This window comes from Streptomyces sp. CA-210063 (genome assembly GCF_024612015.1).
Lineage (GTDB): Bacteria > Actinomycetota > Actinomycetes > Streptomycetales > Streptomycetaceae > Streptomyces.
Genome location: NZ_CP102512.1, coordinates 5,445,708 through 5,466,915 on the forward strand (window position 1 = coordinate 5,445,708; position 21,208 = coordinate 5,466,915).

A 21,208-nucleotide genomic window follows, 5' to 3' on the forward strand; every position below is an offset into this window, starting at 1 on the left:
CGGGCGGAAATCGCTGCGTCGACCGCTGAACCTGTTACCGGGTAATGCCGGCGTAGGGAGTAGGTCTCATGACCATCGAGGACACACGCACGCCTGCCTCCAACCAGACGGACGCGGCATCCGCCGTGTCCGAGGGCGAAAGGAACCAGGGCGAACAGCCTCTGGAGGCCGGGCAGTCCATCGGCTGGCACAAGGCGTACGTCGAGGGCTCGCGCCCCGATCTGCGGGTGCCGGTCCGCCAGGTGCACCTCACCAACGGGCAGTCCGTCACCCTGTACGACACCTCCGGCCCGTACACCGATCCGACCGCGGAGACCGATGTCAGGAGGGGACTCCTCCCTCTCCGAGAGAACTGGATCATCACCAGGGGAGACACCGAGGAGTACGCGGGCCGCCCCGTCCGCCCCGAGGACGACGGGATCAAGCACACCTCGCCGCGCGGCGGACTGCGCAACCTCGACGCGGTGTTCCCGGGGCGGCCGCGCCAGCCGCGCCGCAGCCGTGACGGTCGGGCGGTGACCCAGCTCGCGTACGCGCGGCGCGGGGAGATCACCCCCGAGATGGAGTTCGTGGCCGTACGGGAGAACGTCGCGCCGGAGGTCGTCCGCGAGGAGATCGCCGCCGGCAGGGCCGTGCTGCCCGCGAACGTGAACCATCCGGAGATCGAGCCGATGATCATCGGCAAGCGGTTCCTGGTGAAGGTCAATGCCAACATCGGCAACTCCGCGGTCACTTCCTCCATCGAGGAGGAGGTCGAGAAGATGACCTGGGCGACCCGCTGGGGCGCCGACACGGTCATGGACCTGTCCACCGGCCGGAACATCCACACCACCCGCGAATGGGTGCTCCGGAACTCCCCCGTCCCCATCGGCACGGTGCCGCTCTACCAGGCGCTGGAGAAGGTCGACGGCAAGGCCGAGGAACTGACCTGGGAGATCTACAAGGACACAGTCATCGAGCAGGCCGAGCAGGGCGTGGACTACATGACGGTCCACGCGGGCGTGCGCCTCGCCTACGTCCCGCTGACCGCCAACCGCAAGACCGGCATCGTCTCGCGCGGTGGCTCGATCATGGCGGCCTGGTGCTTGGCGCACCACAAGGAGTCGTTCCTCTACGAGAACTTCGAGGAACTGTGCGAGATCCTCGCCGCCTACGACGTCACGTACTCGCTCGGCGACGGTCTGAGGCCCGGCTCCATCGCGGACGCCAACGACGAGGCACAGTTCGCGGAGTTGCGCACGCTCGGGGAACTCAACCGGATCGCGAAGCGTTTCCATGTTCAGACCATGATCGAGGGCCCGGGACATGTCCCGATGCACAAGATCAAGGAGAACATCGACCTGCAGCAGGAGATCTGCGATGAGGCCCCGTTCTATACGCTCGGCCCGCTGACCACGGACGTCGCGCCGGCGTACGACCACATCACCTCAGGCATCGGTGCCGCGATGATCGCGTGGTGGGGCACTGCGATGCTCTGCTACGTCACGCCCAAGGAGCACTTGGGACTGCCCAATCGTGACGACGTGAAGACCGGCGTCATCACCTACAAGATCGCGGCCCATGCGGCGGACATCGCCAAGGGACACCCGGGCGCACAGGAGTGGGACGACGCGTTGTCGGACGCCCGCTTCGAGTTCCGCTGGGAGGACCAGTTCAACCTGGCCCTCGACCCCGACACGGCCCGTGAGTTCCACGACGAGACGCTCCCGGCCGAGCCGGCCAAGACGGCCCACTTCTGCTCCATGTGCGGCCCGAAGTTCTGCTCGATGAAGATCTCCCAGGACATCCGCCGTGAACACGGCGGTTCCCGGGACGAGATCGAGGCGGGCATGGCCCAGAAGTCCAAGGAGTTCGCGGAGGCGGGGAACCGGGTCTATCTGCCGATGGCGGACTGAGGCGCACCGGCGCGGAGGGTGACGCACGGCGGACGTGGTCAGGTCATGGCCGCATGATGCCCGTGCGACGAGCGGCGCTCTTCCGGCCGGTTGCCGGGAGAGTCCGCCGCCGCGGTCTGCGGTGCGGGTGTGACGACTCCGGCCGTCGGCCGGAGCCGCGCCGGGCGGCCGCCGAAGCCCGGTGGCTTCCGGGGCGGCGGCCGGATCCCGGGCGTTACTCGGGCTGGTGCTCCGGGCCGCCGAAGTCCGGGCTGCTGAAGTCCGGGCTGGTGTAGCTGGGGCGGGAGCCGGCGCCGCCGCTGTCCGGGCTGGTGAAGCTCGGTCGGCCGTAGCCGAGGTGCGGCATGCGGCTGGGCGGGGCCGGCCGGACCGGGTCGCCCAGCGCCGCCGGGCCCGGGTTCGCGAGGGCATCACGGAGGAACGGCAGGATGCCGCGCTCCAGAAGGGCCTCGCGCCAGGCCTCCCTGGCCCGGGACACCTCGTCGCTCAGCTCGCTGCGCGCTCCGTCGTTCAGGAGGGCGGTGGCGTTGTTGCGCAGGGCGGTGAGCAGAAGGCCGACCGCGGCCACCAGGATCGCCGCCGCTGTGACCGCGCCGAAGACCCACCCCGTGGTGAGGAGGGTCTCGGCGATCGCCCGCTCGGGGTCGAGCGCCTTCATGACGTACCCCAAGAGCAGGAACAGCACCGCGGCGGTTCCGGCGAGGACGGGCGCGAGCACCGCGGCTATGGCACCGGCGCCCGCGCCGGCCGCCTCGGTGACCTCGCCCACGGTGGCCGCGAATCCCACGGCGGTGCCGTCCGGCTCACCGGTGCCGGACGCCGTCCCCTCAGGGGCGGGCGTGGTGGGCGACGACGGGCTGCGGAATTCGTCGCGGACCTTGACGTAGTACCGGTATTCGGTCGCCGCGGCGGTCGTGATGATCGCCGTGGCGTCGAGGGCCATGGTGCGCAGTTGTTCGAGGTTGAGCCGCTGGAGACCAGCGGCGAATTCCGGGCGGTGTGGTGCGGAGCGCAGCACCTCGCCGAGGATCCGCTCGTACTCCTGGCGGTCCTCACTGAGCAAGTGCTGCGGAACGCTGTTCATGTGCATCCCCCGATGCTCCGTAGGGCTTGTGGCTCGGCATGCTGACGAGCCGTCGGGCAGAAACGGAGGGGAGCCTGCTACGGATAAGCCGATGGTAGAGCGGTGACGGCGGGCGGTGACAGGGGGTTTGAAGAAATTGGCCCCTGGCCAGCGAACTCTTCCGACGGGGAACGCCTGCCCGGTGAAGGCTCAGGTACGCAGCGGAAGTTCCTGGACCAGCAGCTTTCCGGCCATGGTCACTCCGCCGTCCATGGCGACGGCCAGACCGTCCGCATAGGTGTACGGGCCGTCGACCGAAGGGCCCGTGTTGTCCTCGCCGTCCTCCGAGCCGACCTCGCCCAGGAGGTACGGGATGGGGCTGTGGCCATGGACGATGCGGGTGCCGCCGTAGGTCTCCAGCAGGGAGCGCACGGCGTCGGCGCCGCCCTCGTCGCGGAAGGAGAAGCGCCGGGTGAACTTACGGAAGAGGTCCCAGACCTCGTCCGGGTCGTTGCGTGTGATCGTCTCGCGGACGGTGTCGTTGACCGCCTCGATGGAGTCGCCGTAGTCGCGGTACGCGGTGGTGTCGGAGTGCACCAGGAGGTGGCCGTCGACCTCCTCCATGGCGTCGAGGCGGGCCATCCACTGGAGGTGGTGGTCCTGGAGGCGGTCCATGTCGGTCTTCTGGCCGCCGTTGAGGAGCCAGGCGGCCTGGAAGGTGGCGGTGCCCGCGCCGGAGTTGACGGGAGTGTCGCCGAACCGTTTGGCACCGAGCAGCAGCAGCTCGTGGTTGCCCATGAGGGCCTTGCAGTAACCGCCGGCCGCGGCCGCCTCGGCGGACAGGCGCATCACGAGGTCGATGACACCGATGCCGTCCGGGCCGCGGTCGGTGAAGTCGCCGAGGAACCAGAGCCGGGCGGTGCCCGCCGCCCAGTTGCCCGCGGCGTCGACGAGGCCCTTCTCGCGGAGCGCGGCGAGCAGCTCGTCGAGGTAGCCGTGAACATCCCCGACGACGAAGAGCGGACTCGGCCCGGCGGAGGACTGCTCGGCCGCCACGGCTTCCGGGTCGATCACGACCTGAACCGTGTCACCCCGGTTGATCACCGGCAGGTCCCGCTGGGTCGGGGTGTACCCCTCGGGGTAGCCCTCCGGCTCGTCGGCGGGCCTGGAGGTCTCGCCGGGGTGGGCGGTGTGTCCGTACGGACCGGCCTCGTGGACGTACGCGGGCACGCGGAAATCGCGCACCGTCGGCGTCCGCACCTCGGGTCCCTGACCGGCCCCCTGAGTCATCGACCCCTCCACCACCATCGCCCGCGTCTGCACCGCATCGGGCTGCCTGGTCGCAGCGGCCCGCGGTGTCGTCCGCCCATCATAGGAATGCGGATCGCGCCATGTGATGACCCAGGGGTGGTGAAATGGCGCAGGACCCCAGTTCACCGCGGTTTTCTCCCGAATTGGGCGGGGCTCTCCCCGCCCAACTCCCATTCGGATCCTCAGTTGGGGCGTCAACCCGCCTCAGGTGATCGTGGCGGGCTGACCGTCGTACGCGGCGGGCGCCGCTCGGACGAGGTCCGCACGATCAGCTCTGTCGGTATCACCTGCTCGACCGGTTGGTCCGATTCGACACCTTCGATGGCGTCGATGAGGAGCTGGACCACCGCCGTGCCGATGCGGCGCGGCTTCAACGAGAGCGTCGTGATCGGCGGCTCGGTGGTCGCGTACACGGTGGACTCGCTGCAGCAGACGAGCAGCAGGTCGTCGGGGACGCGGAGACCGTACCGCCGTGCGGCGGCCAGCAGATCAGTGCCGTTCGGGTCGAAGAGGCCGTAGACCGCGTCGGGGCGGTCCGGCCGGGCCAGCAGCCGGTCGGCGGCGACGGCCCCCGCGCACGGATCGTGCGCGGGATAGGCCTCGTAGACCGGATCCTGGCCCACGCGCTCGCACCAGCGCAGGTATGCGGTGGTGGAGAGATGCGTGTACGTGTCCGTCGTCGTGCCCGTGAGGAGTCCGATCCGGCGGGCACCCGCGTCGGCCAGGTGGTCGAGGATGCCGAGGACCGCGGCCTCGTGGTCGTTGTCGACCCACGCGGTGACCGGGAGCGAGCCGGCCGGTCGGCCGTCGGAGACCACCGGTAATCCCTGGCGGACCAGTTCGCTGACGACCGGATCGTGGTCGGAGGGGTCGATGACCACGGTGCCGTCGAGGGCGACGTTCGACCACACGTCGTGTCGCGAGGTCGCGGGGAGGATGACCAGGGCGTAGCCCCGGGCCAGCGCGGCCGAGGTGGCGGCCCGCGCCATTTCCGCGAAGTACGCGAACTCGGTGAAGGTGAAAGGTTCATCCCCGTACGTGGTCACGGTCAGGCCGATGAGGCCGGACTTGCCGGTTCTGAGGGTTCGGGCCGCCGCCGAGGGGCGGTAGCCAAGTCGGTCGGCGACCTCGCGTACATGGCGTCGGGTGGCGTCCGGGAGCCGGCCCTTGCCGTTGAGGGCGTCGGAAACGGTCGTGATGGAGACTCCGGCGGCGGCGGCCACGTCTCGGATGCCCGCCCGGCCCGACCGGCTGCCTCGGCGGGGTGTTTCCGCGCGGCTCACCTGGTGCTTCCCTGCTGCTGTCATGGCGAGCCGATAGTAGGGCTCATGCGGTGGGGTAGTGCGGACGCATATGCACTCGTTGACAGGCACGTTTCTGCAAGGTCAGTAAGGGTCAATTTCCTTACAATGTAAGGGAGTTGAACGATCCAACGTCAATACGTGACTTGTCGACGCGCATGGGCCTGCCAAGTAGCTCATGTTTCGAAGAGGTCTCAACTCACCTGCACGGGTGATGCGCGCCACGGCGTGAGCCACCGGCGCGTGCGCCCGCGAACGGCGCGCCCCCCTGGTTCGTACCCCTTCGTGCGCTGATGCCCGCGAGGCCGACGGGACGGCAGAGGTGTGGATCCGGCGGGGACGTGGTTGTCCACAGGCCATTCGCAGGGACGCCGAATCCTCATAAGGTGAGAAGCATTGCGTCGACGAGGAGGACTGCGGTGAGCGAGACGAGCCCCAAGCTGCGAGCCGAGCTGGAGGGGATCCCCACCTACAAGCCCGGCAAGCCGGCCGCGGCGGGCGGCCCGGCGGCGTACAAGCTGTCCTCCAACGAGAACCCCTATCCGCCGCTGCCCGGCGTGCTGGAGAGCGTGACCGGGTCGGCCGCGTCCTTCAACCGGTACCCGGACATGGCGTGTACAGGACTGATGAACGAGCTGTCGGACCGCTTCGGGGTGCCGCTCTCGGACTTGGCCACCGGCACCGGCTCGGTCGGTGTCGCCCAGCAGCTGCTGCAGGCGACCTCAGGGCCCGGCGACGAGGTGATCTACGCCTGGCGGTCGTTCGAGGCGTACCCGATCATCACGCAGATCAGCGGGGCCACGTCCGTGCAGGTCCCGCTGACGCCGGGTGATGTGCACGACCTGGACGCGATGGCGGACGCGATCACTGACCGGACCCGGCTGATTTTCGTCTGCAATCCGAACAACCCGACGGGGACGGCGGTCCGCCGGGCCGAGCTGGAGCGGTTCCTCGACCGGGTGCCCGGCGATGTGCTCGTGGTGCTGGACGAGGCGTACCGCGAGTTCGTACGGGATACCGAGGTACCGGACGGCGTCGAGTTCTACCGCGAGCGGCCGAACGTCTGTGTGCTGCGCACCTTCTCCAAGGCGTACGGTCTCGCCGGGCTCCGGGTGGGCTTCGCGATCGCCCATGAACCGGTGGCGGCCGCGCTGCGCAAGACGGCCGTGCCGTTCGGGGTGAGCCAGCTCGCCCAGGACGCCGCCGTCGCCTCGCTGCGCGCCGAGGACGAGCTCCTCGGCCGGGTCGGTTCGTTGGTCTGCGAGCGGAACCGGGTCGTCGAGGCACTGCGCGGTCAGGGCTGGACGGTGCCGGGGACGCAGGCGAACTTCGTGTGGCTGCGGCTGGGGGAGCGCACGGTCGATTTCGCCGGTGTGTGCGAGCAGGCCGGTGTCGTCGTGCGGCCGTTCCCGGGCGAGGGCGTGCGCGTGACGATCGGCGAGACCGAGGCGAACGACATCTTCCTCAAGGTGACGGAGACGTTCCGCAAGGAGCTATAGACAGCATCTGACCAGGGGGTTCGGGAAATTTCCCCGGGCCCCCTGATGTGTTCTGTCCCACTCTTGGGCTTGCGAGGGCCCCCACCCTCATGCCTCGAACGGCCATGCGCCATAATTGCTTGTGAATGTGAACGCGTTCACAAGCGCGTCCCGGTTGCCCTGTGATGTACGTGACAAGCGGGACAAACTGCCGCAGTGCCACGGCATGTAAGGAGAAGACGTGGACCTCGCTCTGGCGCCGGAGACTCTGGCGCGATGGCAGTTCGGCATCACCACCGTCTACCACTTCCTCTTCGTCCCGCTCACGATCTCGCTCGCCGCGCTCACTGCCGGCCTGCAGACCGCCTGGGTGCGCTCGGGGAAGGAGAAGTACCTCAAGGCCACCAAGTTCTGGGGCAAGCTCTTCCTGATCAACATCGCGATGGGCGTCGTCACCGGCATCGTGCAGGAGTTCCAGTTCGGCATGAACTGGTCCGACTACTCGCGCTTCGTCGGCGATGTCTTCGGAGCCCCGCTCGCCTTTGAGGCGCTCATAGCCTTCTTCTTCGAGTCGACCTTCATCGGCCTGTGGATCTTCGGCTGGGACAAGCTCCCCCAGAAGATCCACCTCGCCTGTATATGGATGGTCTCCATCGGCACGATCCTGTCGGCGTACTTCATCCTCGCGGCCAACTCCTGGATGCAGCACCCCGTCGGCTACCGGATCAACGAGGCGAAGGGCCGGGCCGAACTCACCGACTTCTGGCTCGTCCTGACCCAGAACACCGCCCTCACCCAGGTCTTCCACACCCTCTCGGCGGCCTTCCTCGCCGGCGGCGCCTTCATGGTCGGCATCGCCGCCTTCCATCTGGCCCGCAAGAAGCACATCCCGGTGATGAAGACCTCGTTGCGACTCGGTCTGGTCACCGTGGTCATCGCCGGCACGCTCACCGCGATCAGCGGCGACCTGCTCGGCAAGGTCATGTTCAAGCAGCAGCCCATGAAGATGGCCGCCGCGGAGGCCCTGTGGGACGGCGAGGCGCCCGCGCCCTTCTCCGTCTTCGCCTACGGCGACGTCGACAAGGGCCACAACAAGGTCGCCATCGAGATCCCCGGCCTGCTGTCCTTCCTCGCCAACGACGACTTCGACTCGTATGTCCCCGGCATCAACGACGTCAACAAGGCCGAGCAGGAGAAGTACGGGCCCGGCGACTACCGGCCCAACATCCCCGTCGCCTACTGGGGCTTCCGGTGGATGATCGGCTTCGGCATGGCGTCCGTCGCCATTGGCGCGGCCGGACTCTGGCTCACTCGCAAGAGGTTCCTGCTGCCGCAGCACCTGCGGGTCGGCGACGACGAGGTGCCGCATCTCGTGCTGCTGCCGAGGAAGGCCCTCGGCCCGACCCTCACCAAGTGGTACTGGCGCATCGCCGTCCTGACGTTGGGCTTCCCGCTGATCGCCAGCTCCTGGGGCTGGATCTTCACCGAGATGGGCCGTCAGCCGTGGGTCGTCTACGGCGTGCTGCGCACCGAGGACGCGGTCTCCCCCGGCGTCTCCCAGGGCGAGATCCTCACCTCGATGATCGTCTTCACCACGCTGTACGCCATCCTCGCCGTCGTCGAGGTCAAGCTGCTCGTGAAGTACGTCAAGGCGGGGCCGCCCGAGCTGACGGAGGCCGACCTCAACCCGCCCACGAAGATCGGCGGCGACTCCCGTGACGCCGACAAGCCGATGGCCTTCTCGTACTAGGCCGCACCGGGCCAAGGGAGCACAGTCATGGAACTTCACGACGTCTGGTTCGTCCTCATCGCCGTTCTGTGGATCGGCTACTTCTTCCTGGAGGGCTTCGACTTCGGGGTCGGTGTCCTCACCAAGCTGCTGGCCCGGAACCGTCCGGAGAAGCGGGTCCTCATCAACACCATCGGGCCCGTCTGGGACGGCAACGAGGTGTGGCTGCTCTCGGCCGGCGGCGCGACCTTCGCCGCCTTCCCCGAGTGGTACGCCACCCTCTTCTCGGGCTTCTATCTGCCGCTGCTGCTCATCCTGGTCTGCCTGATCGTCCGCGGTGTCGCCTTCGAGTACCGGGTGAAGCGGCCCGAGGAGAGGTGGCAGCGCAACTGGGAGACGGCGATCTTCTGGACCTCGCTGCTCCCCGCGTTCCTGTGGGGCGTGGCCTTCGCCAACATCGTGCGCGGAGTGAAGATCGACCGCGACTTCGAGTACGTGGGCAGCCTCGCCGACCTGCTCAACCCGTACGCCCTCCTGGGCGGCCTGGTCACGCTGACGCTGTTCACCTTCCACGGGACGGTGTTCGTCGGCCTCAAGACCGTCGGGGACATCCGGGAGCGGGCGCGGAAGCTGGCGCTGCGCGTCGGTGCCGTGACGGCCGGACTGGCGCTTCTGTTCCTGCTCTGGACGCAGATCGAGAAGGGCGACGGCGTGTCGCTGGTCGCAGCGGTCGTGGCGGTCGCCGCGCTCGTGACGGCACTGGTGGCGGTGCGAGCGGGGCGCGAGGGCTGGGCGTTCGCCCTGTCGGGGGTCACCATCGTGGCCGCCGTGGCGATGCTCTTCCTGACGCTCTTCCCGAACGTCATGCCGTCCTCGCTGAACGAGGAGTGGAGCCTCACGGTCACCAACGCCTCGTCCAGCCCGTACACCCTGAAGATCATGACGTGGTGCGCGGCGATCGCCACGCCGGTCGTGATGCTCTACCAGGGGTGGACGTACTGGGTGTTCCGCAAGCGGATCGGCACACAGCACCTCGCCGAATCGGCGCACTGAGTCCCGATGGGAGGTGTGTTTGACGATGTTTCACGTGAAACACACCTCCTCAGGCCGAAGAGGCATGTTTCACGTGAAACATGCCCGCTGAGGAGAGGGTGTTTCACGTGAAGCCGATCGACCCGCGACTGCTGCGGTACGCCCGCGCCACCCGCCTCTTCCTGGTGGCGGTTGTCGGCCTGGGCATGGTCGGGGCCGCGCTCGTCATCGCGCAGGCGATGCTCATCGCCGAAGTGGCGGTGGGTGCCTTTCAACATGGGATGCCGGTCGTTGAACTCCGCACTCCCCTGCTCCTCTTGGCTGTCGTCGCGCTGGGACGGGCGCTGGTCTCCTGGCTCACCGAGCTGGCCGCGCACCGCGCGAGTGCGGCGGTGAAGTCAGAGTTGCGGGGTCGGCTGCTTGAGCGGGCCGCTGCGCTGGGCCCTGGCCGGCTGAGCGGCCAGCGCACGGGATCGCTGGTCGCCCTCGCCACCCGTGGGGTCGACGCGCTCGACGACTACTTCTCGCGCTATCTGCCGCAGCTGGGCCTTGCCGTCGTCGTACCTGTGGCGGTCCTCGCGCGGATCGTCACCGAGGACTGGGTGTCGGCGGCGATCATCGTCGGCACGCTGCCACTGATCCCGGTCTTCATGGTGCTCATCGGCTGGGCCACACGCTCGCAGATGGATCGTCAATGGCGGCTGCTGGCACAGCTGTCGGGGCACTTTCTGGACGTCGTCGCCGGGCTGCCGACACTCAAGGTGTTCGGCCGGGCCAAGGCGCAGGCCGAGTCGATCAAGCGGATCACCGGCGAGTACCGGCAGGCGACCATGCGGACGCTGCGGATCGCGTTCCTGTCGTCCTTCGCGCTGGAACTGCTCGCGACGATCTCGGTCGCGCTGGTCGCGGTCACCATCGGCATGCGGCTCGTGCACGGCGAGATGGATCTGTACATCGGGCTGGTCATCCTCGTCCTCGCTCCCGAGGCGTATCTGCCGGTCCGGCAGGTGGGTGCCCAGTTCCACGCGGCCGCCGAGGGGCTCGCGGCGGCCGAGGAGATCTTCGCGGTCCTGGAGACGCCGGTTCCGGCGTCCGGGACCGTGGCTGTACCGCCTGCCGGTGACATCCGCTTCGAAGGGGTGACGGTTCGGTACCCCGGGCGGTCGTACGACGCCGTCTCGGACGTCTCCTTCACGGTCGCCTCCGGGGAGACGGTGGCCCTCGTCGGGCCGAGCGGTGTGGGCAAGTCGACGCTGCTGAGCGTCCTGCTCGGGTTCACGGAGGCCATGGCGGGCGGAGTGCGGGTCGGGGGAGCCGATCTCGCCTCGCTCGACATGGCCGCCTGGCGTTCGCGCATCGCCTGGGTGCCGCAGCGGCCGCACCTGTACGCCGGGTCGATCGCCGAGAACGTACGGCTGGCCCGTCCGGACGCGGATGACGCGGCGGTGCGGCGAGCGCTCACCGACGCGGGGGCGCTGGAGTTCGTGGACGCGCTGCCCGCCGGGGCCGAGACCGTCCTCGGTGAGGACGGCGCCGGTCTCTCCGCCGGACAGCGGCAACGGCTCGCCCTCGCCCGGGCGTTCCTCGCCGACCGGCCCGTACTGCTCCTCGACGAGCCGACGGCCTCGCTGGACGGCGAGACCGAGGCGGAGGTCGTGGAGGCGGTACGGCGGCTGGCGGTGGGCCGGACCGTGCTGCTGGTGGTGCACCGGCCGGCGCTGCTGGGGGTGGCGGACCGGGTGGTGCGGCTTGAGGAGGTCACGACGCCCGCAGCGGCACCGGCCTCCGAGCGCGACGGGGAGGCCGCCTTGAGCCGCCGTGCCGTGCATGTGGAAACCCTGCCCGCGTCGCAGGGGGAAGACCTGCCGCTGGAACAGCGTGGAGGCGTACTGACCCGTGTCCGCCGGATGGCCGCACCCCGCCGGGGCCGGCTCCTCCTCGCCCTGTTGCTCGGCAGCCTCGCGCTGGGCAGTGCCGTCGGACTGATGGCGACGTCCGGGTGGTTGATCTCGCGGGCCTCGCAGCAGCCCCCGGTGCTGTATCTGATGGTCGCGGTGACGGCGACGCGGGCGTTCGGGATCGGGCGGGCGGTGTTCCGGTACGCGGAGCGGCTGGTGTCGCACGACACCGTGCTGCGGATGCTGGCCGATACGAGGGTGGCGGTCTACCGGCGGCTGGAACGGCTGGCGCCCGCCGGGCTCCGGACAACCCGGCGGGGCGACCTGCTGTCGCGGCTGGTCGCCGATGTGGACGCCCTGCAGGACTACTGGGTGCGCTGGCTGCTGCCCGCCGGGGCCGCGGTGGCCGTGTCCAGCGCCTCCATCGGGTTCACCGCCTGGCTGCTGCCGGAGGCCGGCGCCGCCCTCGCCGTCGGGCTGCTCGCCGCCGGGGCCGGAGTGCCCCTCGTGACCGGGGCCGTGGCTCGGCGGGCGGAGCACCGGCTGGCACCGGCCCGCGGAGTGCTGGCCACTCGCGTGGCCGATCTGCTCACCGGCACCGCCGAGTTGACGGTCGCGGGTGCCCTGCCCGCCCGTACCGCCGAGACGCGCCAGGCCGACCGGGATCTCACCCGGATCGCCTCCCGGGCCGCCACCGCCACCGCGCTCGGCGACGGGCTCACCGCGCTCGTCTCCGGGCTCACCGTCACCGCCACCGCGCTGTTCGGCGCCCAGGCCGTCGTCGACGGGCGGCTGAGCGGGGTGGCCATGGCCGTCGTCGTACTCACCCCGCTGGCCGCGTTCGAGGCGGTGCTCGGGATGCCGCTTGCCGCCCAGTTCCGCCAGCGGGTGCGCAGGAGCGCGGAGCGCGTGTACGAGGTGCTGGACGCCCCCGCCCCCGTACGCGAACCGGAGGAGCCGGCCGAAGCGCCGGTGTCGCCGTTCCCGCTGCGGCTGGAAGGGCTCGGAGCGCGGTACGCCGGGCAGGACCGGGACGCGCTCGCCGGGCTGGACCTCACCCTCGAAGAGGGGCGCAGGATCGCCGTGGTCGGTGTCTCGGGGGCGGGCAAGACCACGCTCGCGCAGGTGCTGCTGCGGTTCCTGGACGCGCGCGAGGGAACGTACACGCTGGGGGGCGTCGACGCGTACGCGCTCGACGGGGACGACGTACGTCGGCTCGTGGGACTGTGTGCCCAGGACGCGCACCTCTTCGACAGCTCGGTGCGCGAGAACCTGCTGCTCGCCCGGAAGGACGCGGACGAGGCGGAGCTTCGGGACGCGCTCGCGCGGGCACGGCTGCTCGACTGGGTCGACGGACTGCCCGACGGGCTGGACACCCTGATCGGCGAGCACGGGGCGCGGCTGTCCGGCGGCCAGCGTCAGCGGCTCGCCCTCGCCCGTGCGCTGCTGGCCGACTTCCCGGTCCTCGTCCTCGACGAGCCCGCGGAGCACCTGGACCTGCCGACCGCCGACGCGCTCACCGCGGATCTGCTGGCCGCGACCGAGGGCCGGACGACCGTGCTGATCACCCATCGGCTGGCCGGGCTCGACGCCGTGGACGAGGTGGTCGTGCTGGCGGAGGGACGCGTCGCACAGCGCGGCACCTACGCGGAACTGGCCGCGCTGGACGGTCCCTTGCGGACGATGGTGGAGCGGGAAGCGGCGGGGGAGCTGCTGGTGGAGGTCTGAGCGGCCGTCCTCACTGGGCAGGCGCCTCACTGAGCGCCGCGCTGCCGGGGCCGCTGCCGTGTGACGCGCCTCTCGTCCGCAAGCCTCCCCGCCGAACACCGTGCGGTCAGGCCCCTGTTCGGCGCAGTGCCGTGACCCGTCCGGGGCACTCCGTCCCCCAGACGTATGACTCGAAGAGGACTGCGGCGTCGGACCGGGTCACGATCGCTGACATGCGCTTCTCTCGCCGACGCCCGCTGTTCGTCGCCGTGGTGCTGTGCGCCGCGGCGGTATTCGTGGCCCGGCCCACGGCGGCCGAGAGTGACGGCGGGGCCTCGGGCGGCCCTGGTGAGGCCGGCCCAAGCGCCCAGGTGACGCGGTTGTTCGAGGAAGCGGCGGTGGCGACGCAGCGGTACGAGGCGGGGCGGCGGGCGGCGGAGTCGCAGAAGGCGAAGGCGGAGCGGTTGGAGAGGCTGCTCGTGCGGGAGCGGAAGCAGATCGCGGTACTGAACGCCGACCTCGGCCGGATCGCGCGCGCCCAGTACCGTCAGGGCGGCGGGGTGCCGTACACCGCGCAGATGCTTCTCGCGGAGGACCCCGAGCAGCTGATGCGGGGTCAGCGGGCCGTCTGGCAGGCGGATCTTGCGGTCAACAACGCCGTGGACAAGAGCCGCCGAGCGGAGGCGAGGCTCGCCGCGGACGAGGCGAAGGCCGCGACGGCGTGGCAGACGCTGGAACGGCGGAACACCGAACTCGCCGAGATCAAGCAGGCGATCCAGGAAAAGCTCGAAGAGGCGCAGTGGACACTCCAGGGGCAGGCCGACGAGGCGGCCGCGGCCGGGGCCTGCCGGGGTGCCGTCCGGCTGGACCAGCCGACCGGCGGCCGCACGAGGTCGTGGGTCGCGCCCGTGGAGACGTACGAGCTTTCCGCGGGCTACGGCAGCGGCGGTGAACGCTGGGCCCGTCGCCACACCGGGCAGGACTTCGCCGTGCCGATCGGCACGCCTGTGCGGGCGGTCGGGGCGGGACGCGTGGTGAAGGTGTCGTGTGGGGGCGCCTTCGGCATCGAGATCGTCGTCCAGCACGCGGACGGCTACTACACGCAGTACGCGCACCTCGCCGCCGTCACCGTCGACCAGGGCGAACGCGTGGCCGCGGGGCAGTGGATCGGCCAGGCGGGCACCACGGGCAACTCCACCGGGCCGCATCTGCACTTCGAGGTACGGGTCACGCCGGAGCTGGGGTCGGGCGTGGACCCCGTGCCGTGGCTGCGGAGACACGGGGTGGAGTTGTAGCCGCTCCGATACGGATTTCCGGTACGGCTTACAGCCGTTCCGCGAGAAGCCGCTCGATCACGACCGCGACGCCGTCCTCGTTGTTGGCGACGGTCCGTCCGGAGGCCGCCGCGAGGACGTCCGGGTGTGCGTTGCCCATGGCGTACGACTGGCCCGCCCAGGTGAGCATCTCGACGTCGTTCGGCATGTCGCCGAAGGCGACGACCTCCTCGTGGGAGATACCGCGCTCGGCGCAGCACAGAGCGAGGGTGCTGGCCTTGGAGACGCCCGGGCCGCTGATCTCCAGCAGGGCGCTGGGGCTGGAGCGGGTGATGGTGGCCCGGTCGCCGACGGCGATGCGGGCGGTGGTGAGGAAGTCGTCGGGGTCGATCGTGGGGTGGTACGCGAGGATCTTCAGCACCGGCTCGTCGTCGGCGACACCGCCCGGGGCCAGCAGTTTCTCGGCGGGCGCGAGGGTGTCGGGGATCTCCATGTGGAGCTTCGGGTACTCGGGCTCCTGGTTGAAGCCGTACGTCTGCTCGACCGCGTACACGGTGCCGGGTGCGGCCTCGCGCAGCAGCCGTACGGCGTCGAGCGCGTTCTCCCGGGCCAGCTCGCGGACCTTGACGAAGCGGTGGGTGCCGGGGCCGCCGTGGAGGTCGACCACGGCGGCGCCGTTGCCGCAGATCGCGAGGCCGTGGCCGTGGACGTGTTCGCTGACGACGTCCATCCAGCGGGCCGGGCGGCCGGTCACGAAGAAGACCTCGATGCCGGCCTCCTCGGCGGCCGCGAGGGCGGCGACGGTACGGGGGGAGACCGACTTGTCGTCGCGGAGCAGGGTGCCGTCGAGATCCGTGGCTATCAGCCGGGGCGGGACGGTCGGGGCCGGGGTCTCGGGCTGTCTCGTCGCTGAGGTCACGGGTCCCATTGTCGCGTATGTGCGCGCACGGTCGTGCGGGCGCCCGCACAGGTGAGTGATTACCGTCCTTGTCCGCGCTCCTGCTGCGCTGTTACGACCGGCTGTCCTCGCGCCTCTATGACCCGCCGCGCACGCCCTCGGCCCGCGACTGCTCCGGGGCGCTCTCACGCCAGCTGGGCCGGTGCCTCCATGGCGATCCGCTCGAACACCTTCTCGTCCGCGGCGAAGTCCGAGTCCGGGATCGGCCAGTGGATCACGATGTCGGTGAAGCCCAGCTCGGCGTGGCGGCCCGCGAAGTCCACGAACGCGTCCAGTGACTCCAGAGGTCGGCCGCGGTCCGGGGTGAAACCGGTGAGCAGCACCTTGTCGAGCCGGGCCGCGTCACGGCCGAGCGCGGCGGCCGTGTCGGCCAGCCTCTCGACCTGCCCGCGAATGGCTTGAACCGACTGTTCGGGGGTGCCCGTCTCGTACAGCTTGGGGTCCCCGGTGGTCACCCATGCCTGCCCGTACCGTGCGGCCAGCCGCATCCCGCGCGGTCCGGTGGCGGCCACCGCGAAGGGCAGCCGGGGGCGCTGGACACAGCCGGGGATGTTGCGCGCCTCGTGGGCCGCGTAGTGGTCGCCCTGGTAAGAGACGGAGTCCTCGGTGAGCAGCCGGTCGAGCAGAGGGACGAACTCGGCGAGCCGGTCGGCGCGCTCGCGCGGGCTCCACGGCTCCTGGCCGAGCGCGGTGGCGTCGAAACCGGTGCCGCCCGCTCCGACGCCGAGGGTGAACCGACCGCCGGAGATGTCGTCGAGGGAGATCAGTTCCTTGGCGAGAGTCACCGGGTGCCGGAAGTTCGGCGAGGTCACGAGCGTGCCGAGGCGCAGCTGGTCGGTGACGGCGGCCGCCGCGGTCAGGGTCGGCACGGCGCCGAACCACGGCCCGTCCCGGAAGGTCCGCCACGACAGGTGGTCGTACGTGAACGCGGTGTGGAACCCGAGCTGTTCGGCCCGCTGCCATGTGGCACGGCCGCCCTCGTGCCAGCGGACGTACGGCAGGATCACGGTGCTCAGACGCAGACTCATACGTCGAGCGTAAGCGCAGTCACCGGATGGCCCGACCGGTCCGGACAGCAGCGAATGATCAGGATCGGGCAGGTCCGGTCGGGTCTGGGCAGGCCGGATCACGGCCGGTCCCGCTCAGGACGATTCGGGGAACCGCAGGTACTCGGGCGGCACGGCCTCGGTCAGCCACACCCCGTTGGCGCTGACACGGAAGACATGGCCGTCGCGGTGCATCGCGCCGGCGTCCACGGAGAGCACGACGGGGCGACCGCGGCGGGCACCGACGCGGGTGGCGGTCTCACGGTCGGGCGAGAGGTGTACGTCGTGCCGGTTCATGGCGCGCAGGCCCTCGGCCCGGATCGCGCCCAGGTAAGCCGCCACGGTCCCGTGGTAGAGGTACGGCGGCGGGGTCGCCGAGGGGAGGCCGAGATCGACCTCGACGGTGTGGCCCTGGCTGGCGCGGATCCGGTCGCCCTCGACCGCGAACCGCTTCTTGTCGTTGGCCTCGACCACGTGGTCGAGCTCCGCCCTCGTGAAGCGGAAGCCATGGGCGGCGGCCGCCTCGATGAGCGTGTCGATCCGGACCCAGCCACCCTCGTCGAGCGTGAGCCCGATCCGCTCCGGCTGGTGTCTCAGGTGCTTGGAGAGATACTTCGACACCCTCACGGTACGTCGTTCGTTCATCCCGCCAGCGTGCATGGAGAGACCCGCGTCACGCACTTGATTTTGATCCGGATGTTTGATCCACAACCAAGTGTAGTTATCCACAGGGGAATTGAAGAATCTGTGGACAACTCCCCATCCCATTCATGACGATTGGCCAAGTTTGTTGCTTTCGCGCATATTTGCAGCAAGCGTGTCCAAGGTGCGTGACTGTACCTCCCGTTCGGTGGCCGCCGTGATGAAGGCCGAGGCCTGCTCCGGGCCAACCAGCTTCTCCACGGCCCGCATTGTGGACGCCGGGATCCGTAGGGAACACGACCCGTCGGCGGACTCGGCGGGAGCGTCCGCATCGAGGTGACGGCGCAGCTGTCGGGTCGCGAACAGCCGCATCGCGCGTGCGAGTTCGGCATCCACCGTCTGCTGGGCGAGCGGCCGCAGCCGTCGTACGAGCGTCGCCGCCTCGACCGCGTCGGCCTCGTTCGGCGGCTGGTGCTGCCCGAGGTAGCGAGCGAACACATGCTCGGTGGTGAACTCCAGGAAACGGGTGGCGATGTGCTCGACCTGCCCCCTCAACTCCCTGAGATGGTCCGCGATCGCGGACAACGGCACTCCCGCCTCGTGCAGCTCGGCCGCCACAGCCAGCTCTTGGGGGCTCGGTACGAGGAACAGGTCCTCCTCGCCGGGTAGAAGCTCCAACACGCCCAGCTCGACCGCGTCCGCCACCGCCGCCTCGTCCGGAGCACCGCCGAACCGCTCCACCAGCTCGGCCCGCGAGATGCGTACGGCCTCTTCGTCCGTCCACGGTCCGTCGACCTCCGCGACCAGGCCGAGCACCCCGCCGAGGCCGCGGCCCGCGTCCCAGGCCTCCAGGAGTTCCTTGATGGAGGCCAGGGTGTAGCCGCGGTCGAGGAGGTCGGCGATCTGGCGCAGCCGGGTGAGATGGGCGTCCGAGTACACGTTGGCCCGGCCGCGCCGCTCGGGGCGGGGGAGCAGTCCGCGGTCCTGGTAGGCGCGGATCGTCCGGACCGTCGCACCGCTGTGGTGCGCCAGATCCTCGATGCGGTACGCGGCCCCGGCTGGTTCGTCGTTCACGGTTGTCGTGCCTCCCTGTGTTTCCCCGCGCTGTCCGTCGGCGGTTACGCCGACGCGCCCGCGCGCTCGCGCCCGCCCCGGTGCGTGCCGCGGGCGACTTCGCCAGATACTCGACCGCCCTGCGCAGCGAGCCTTCCTGCGGCGGATGGTAGGAGCGGCGCAGATAGCGGGGGACGGCCGCGCCGAGCTCCTTCCATGTGGGCAACAGGCCCTTGCGTACGGCCCTGTTGTGCGCGGCGAGCGAGTGGCGCAGGCGTCCGGCGAGCTTCGGGTCGTGCCGTATGAGGTACGCGGCGCCCCACGCCCACATGTAGAGCATCACCGGCGCCGTGACCGCCATGCCCGCGACCCGTCGGGCGTAGCGCTGCCGGCCCCGGCCGCCGCAGTGCCGGAACATGTCGAAGGCGACCGCGCGGTGTTCGACCTCCTCCGCGCCGTGCCGGCGCAACAGGTCGAGCATGACCTCGTCCGACCCGGCCCGGTCCCTCGGCGGCCAGCACCCAGTCGCCGAGCACTGCCGTGAACTGCTCGATCGCGGCGATCACCGACAGCCGGAAGCGCAGCCACTCCCGGGCTGGAACCGGCGCCCCCAGGGGAGGTGCCTCACCGAGCAGCTTCTCGAAGAGGAAATCGACGTGCCTCGTGAAGTCCGCGGTGTCGAGCCGCTGCGCCGCGAGATGGTTCAGCACATACGCGTGCTGCACGCTGGGCGTCGCCTCCTGCCCCATGAAGCCCTTGACCTCCTTGAGGAGTTCGGCGTCCCTGACCAACGGCAGCCCCTCCTTGAAGACCTTCACGAACCACCGCTCCCCCGCCGGCAGCGGCAGATGCAGCACATTGATGACGTGGGTGGCGGTGGGCTCGCCGGGGATCCAGTGCAGCGCGGTCTTCTCCCAGCCGAAGGAGACCCTGCGCGGGGCGCTCGTGCAGTGCCCGCTCTTGTGCCGCTCGTCCTGGGGGCTCACAGCGGCGGCTCCAGCCGGGCGAGCGCGCGCAACGCTCTCGGGGCGAAGCGGGACAGGAAACGGCCGCCGTGGGCCTCCGGGGTGACGGGGACGACGGCCTGGTTGCGCACGACCGCGCGCAGGACGGCGTCCGCGACCTTCTCCGGCGGGTAGTTCCGCAGCCCGTACAGCCGTGCGGTCCTCCGCTGCCGGCGCTTCTCCTCCTCCGCGTCGACGCCGGCGAAGCGCGCGGTCGAGGTGATGTTGGTGTTGACGATGCCCGGGCAGATCGCCGACACCCCGATGCCCTGCCCGGCCAGCTCGGCGCGCAGGCACTCGCTCAGCATCAGCACGGCCGCCTTGGAGGTGCTGTACGCGGGCAGCGTCCTGGAAGGCAGATACGCGGCGGCCGAGGCGGTGTTGACGATGTGGCCGCCCTGCCCGCGCTCGGCCATCTGCTTCCCGAAGAGCCGGCAGCCGTGGATCACACCCCACAGATTGACGTCGAGGACCTTCCGCCAGTCCTCCGCGGTGGTGTCGAGGAAGGACCCCGAGAGCCCGATCCCCGCGTTGTTCACCAGCACGTCCACCACGCCGTACTCGGCGGCGACCTTCTCGGCGAGCTTCTCCATGGCCTGCTCGTCCGAGACGTCGACCGCCTCCGCCCAGGCCTCGGGAGCGCCGATCAGCCGGGACAATTCCGCGGTGCGGGCCGCTCCTTCGGCGTCCAGGTCGACGGCGATCACGCGCGCGCCGGCCTCGGCGAACGCGAAGGCGGTGGCCCGGCCGATTCCGCCGGCCGCGCCGGTGACCAGGACCAACTGCCCGCCGAACCGGTCCGTGTACTTCCCGGTGGCCATCGGCGCGGGCCGTCCGCCCTCGGTGGCCATGACGAACTCGGTGATCCAGGCGGTCAGTTGGTCGGGCCGTGTGCGCGGGATCCAGTGCTTGGCGGGCAGGGTGCGCCGGGTCAGCTGCGGAGCCCACGACTCCAGGTCGTCGTAGAGCTGTTCGGAGATGAACTTGTCTCCCAGGGGCGTGATGAGCTGCACGGGCGCGTGCGCGTACGCGTCGTCACGGGGGTGAGCCAGACGGGCTCGCATGTTGTCCCTGTACAGCCACGCCCCGTGCGCGGCGTCCGTGGGCAGCGAAGGGCTGGGGTAGTCGCCCCGCGGCAGCTTCTCGGCCCGCCGGACCAGGCCGGGCCACCACTTGCCGAGGGGGCCGCGCCAGGCGAGCTCGGGCAGCACGGGCGTGTGCAGGACGTAGACGTACCACGACTTGGCGCCCTGGCCGAGGAGTTGACCGATCCGGCGCGGGGTCGGGCGCTTCACCCGCCGCTTGATCCAGTGCCCCAAGTGGTCGAGGGACGGTCCGGACATCGAGGTGAACGACGCGACGCGTCCCTCGGTGCGCTCGACCGTCACGAACTCCCAGCCCTGCACCGACCCCCAGTCGTGCCCCACCAGGTGCACGGGCCGGTCGGGGCTGACGGCGTCCACGACCGCCAGGAAGTCGTCCGTCAGCTTCTCCAGGGTGAACCCGCCGCGCAACGGTTTCGGCGCCGTCGACCCGCCGTGGCCGCGCACGTCGTACAGCACCACGTGGAAGCGCTCCGCGAGCCGTACGGCGACCTCTGACCAGACCTCCTTGGTGTCGGGGTAGCCGTGCACGAGCAGGACCGTCGGCTGCCCGGGGTCACCCAGCTCGGCGACGCACAACTCGACTCCGTCCGCCCGCACCAGGCGCTCCCGCGCGCCATCGAGCCCTGTCACATGTCCCCCTTCGCTCATCGGTATTTCTCCTCCACCCACCGCCGGACACGCGGCAGGTCGTCGTCCAGCCGGAACGCGCTC

14 protein-coding genes and 1 pseudogene are annotated in these 21,208 nt (G+C 70.3%); 6 read left to right on the forward strand and 9 right to left on the reverse strand.

The genetic code is table 11. The features are described from left to right. Nucleotides 1-68: 68 nt before the first annotated feature. Nucleotides 69-1,895: a phosphomethylpyrimidine synthase ThiC gene (gene thiC, locus JIX56_RS23695; RefSeq protein WP_257543342.1), complete on the forward strand. Its 1,827-nt coding sequence runs from the start codon at nt 69-71 to the stop codon at nt 1,893-1,895. Nucleotides 1,896-2,109: 214 nt separating this feature from the next. Here the strand turns inward: thiC and JIX56_RS23700 are convergent, their stop codons facing one another. From JIX56_RS23700 to JIX56_RS23710, 3 genes are all read right to left on the reverse strand, one after another. Next, a complete protein-coding gene (locus tag JIX56_RS23700; RefSeq protein ID WP_257543343.1) occupies nt 2,110-2,985 on the reverse strand; it encodes a hypothetical protein in 876 nt (291 codons plus the stop codon). A 183-nt stretch (nt 2,986-3,168) separates the two neighbouring features. After that, the gene (locus JIX56_RS23705; protein ID WP_257551062.1) at nt 3,169-4,263 is read right to left on the reverse strand and encodes a metallophosphoesterase family protein; all 1,095 of its coding nucleotides are present in this window, start codon (nt 4,261-4,263) and stop codon (nt 3,169-3,171) included. Nucleotides 4,264-4,463: 200 nt separating this feature from the next. Next, nucleotides 4,464-5,576, reverse strand: coding sequence for a LacI family DNA-binding transcriptional regulator (locus tag JIX56_RS23710; RefSeq protein WP_257543344.1), 1,113 nt, complete (start codon nt 5,574-5,576; stop codon nt 4,464-4,466). A 413-nt stretch (nt 5,577-5,989) separates the two neighbouring features. Here JIX56_RS23710 and hisC point away from each other — a divergent pair, with 413 nt between their 5' ends. The 5 genes from hisC (at nt 5,990) to JIX56_RS23735 (ending at nt 14,709) form a co-directional block, all read left to right on the forward strand. After that, on the forward strand, nt 5,990-7,069 hold the full coding sequence (gene hisC / locus JIX56_RS23715; RefSeq protein ID WP_257543345.1) for a histidinol-phosphate transaminase: 1,080 nt from the start codon (nt 5,990-5,992) through the stop codon (nt 7,067-7,069). A gap of 220 nt (nt 7,070-7,289) precedes the next feature. Next, entirely contained in the window at nt 7,290-8,798 is a 1,509-nt protein-coding gene (locus tag JIX56_RS23720; protein ID WP_257543346.1) for a cytochrome ubiquinol oxidase subunit I, read from the forward strand. 27 nt (nt 8,799-8,825) lie between these two features. Continuing rightward, nucleotides 8,826-9,830, forward strand: a complete 1,005-nt coding sequence (cydB, locus tag JIX56_RS23725) for a cytochrome d ubiquinol oxidase subunit II (protein WP_257543347.1) — start codon at nt 8,826-8,828, stop codon at nt 9,828-9,830. Between the two features lie 107 nt (nt 9,831-9,937). Next, nucleotides 9,938-13,435 (forward strand): thiol reductant ABC exporter subunit CydD, encoded by a 3,498-nt coding sequence (gene cydD, locus JIX56_RS23730; RefSeq protein WP_257543348.1) that lies wholly within the window; start codon nt 9,938-9,940, stop codon nt 13,433-13,435. 212 nt (nt 13,436-13,647) lie between these two features. Further along, a complete protein-coding gene (locus JIX56_RS23735; RefSeq protein WP_257543350.1) occupies nt 13,648-14,709 on the forward strand; it encodes a M23 family metallopeptidase in 1,062 nt (353 codons plus the stop codon). Between the two features lie 28 nt (nt 14,710-14,737). On the opposite strand, the gene JIX56_RS23740 is transcribed toward JIX56_RS23735, so the two are convergent. The 6 genes and pseudogenes from JIX56_RS23740 to JIX56_RS23765 form a co-directional block, all read right to left on the reverse strand. After that, nucleotides 14,738-15,607, reverse strand: coding sequence for an HAD family hydrolase (locus JIX56_RS23740; protein ID WP_257543352.1), 870 nt, complete (start codon nt 15,605-15,607; stop codon nt 14,738-14,740). 164 nt (nt 15,608-15,771) lie between these two features. Continuing rightward, the gene (locus tag JIX56_RS23745; protein ID WP_257543354.1) at nt 15,772-16,674 is read right to left on the reverse strand and encodes an LLM class flavin-dependent oxidoreductase; all 903 of its coding nucleotides are present in this window, start codon (nt 16,672-16,674) and stop codon (nt 15,772-15,774) included. A gap of 114 nt (nt 16,675-16,788) precedes the next feature. Continuing rightward, nucleotides 16,789-17,337 carry an RNA 2'-phosphotransferase gene (locus JIX56_RS23750; RefSeq protein ID WP_257543355.1) on the reverse strand — a complete coding sequence of 183 codons (549 nt, stop codon included), beginning with the start codon at nt 17,335-17,337 and terminating at the stop codon, nt 16,789-16,791. Between the two features lie 123 nt (nt 17,338-17,460). Next, nucleotides 17,461-18,408, reverse strand: a complete 948-nt coding sequence (locus JIX56_RS23755; RefSeq protein ID WP_257543356.1) for a MerR family transcriptional regulator — start codon at nt 18,406-18,408, stop codon at nt 17,461-17,463. Between the two features lie 55 nt (nt 18,409-18,463). Beyond that, nucleotides 18,464-19,373: pseudogene (locus JIX56_RS23760) on the reverse strand (metal-dependent hydrolase); the annotation flags it as partial. Continuing rightward, on the reverse strand, nt 19,370-21,145 hold the full coding sequence (locus tag JIX56_RS23765; protein WP_257551064.1) for an SDR family oxidoreductase: 1,776 nt from the start codon (nt 21,143-21,145) through the stop codon (nt 19,370-19,372). The gene JIX56_RS23765 and the pseudogene JIX56_RS23760, both read right to left, overlap by 4 nt. Nucleotides 21,146-21,208: the final 63 nt, after the last annotated feature.

Excerpts from the sequence above, each read along its gene's own strand:
- JIX56_RS23750 (WP_257543355.1), bottom strand. The coding sequence starts at position 17,337 with ATGAACGAACGACGTACCGTGAGGGTGTCGAAGTATCTCTCCAAGCAC.
- JIX56_RS23735 (WP_257543350.1), top strand. The coding sequence starts at position 13,648 with ATGCGCTTCTCTCGCCGACGCCCGCTGTTCGTCGCCGTGGTGCTGTGC.
- thiC (WP_257543342.1), top strand. The coding sequence starts at position 69 with ATGACCATCGAGGACACACGCACGCCTGCCTCCAACCAGACGGACGCG.
- JIX56_RS23710 (WP_257543344.1), bottom strand. The coding sequence starts at position 5,576 with ATGACAGCAGCAGGGAAGCACCAGGTGAGCCGCGCGGAAACACCCCGC.
- cydB (WP_257543347.1), top strand. The coding sequence starts at position 8,826 with ATGGAACTTCACGACGTCTGGTTCGTCCTCATCGCCGTTCTGTGGATC.
- JIX56_RS23700 (WP_257543343.1), bottom strand. The coding sequence starts at position 2,985 with ATGCACATGAACAGCGTTCCGCAGCACTTGCTCAGTGAGGACCGCCAG.
- JIX56_RS23745 (WP_257543354.1), bottom strand. The coding sequence starts at position 16,674 with ATGAGTCTGCGTCTGAGCACCGTGATCCTGCCGTACGTCCGCTGGCAC.
- JIX56_RS23765 (WP_257551064.1), bottom strand. The coding sequence starts at position 21,145 with ATGAGCGAAGGGGGACATGTGACAGGGCTCGATGGCGCGCGGGAGCGC.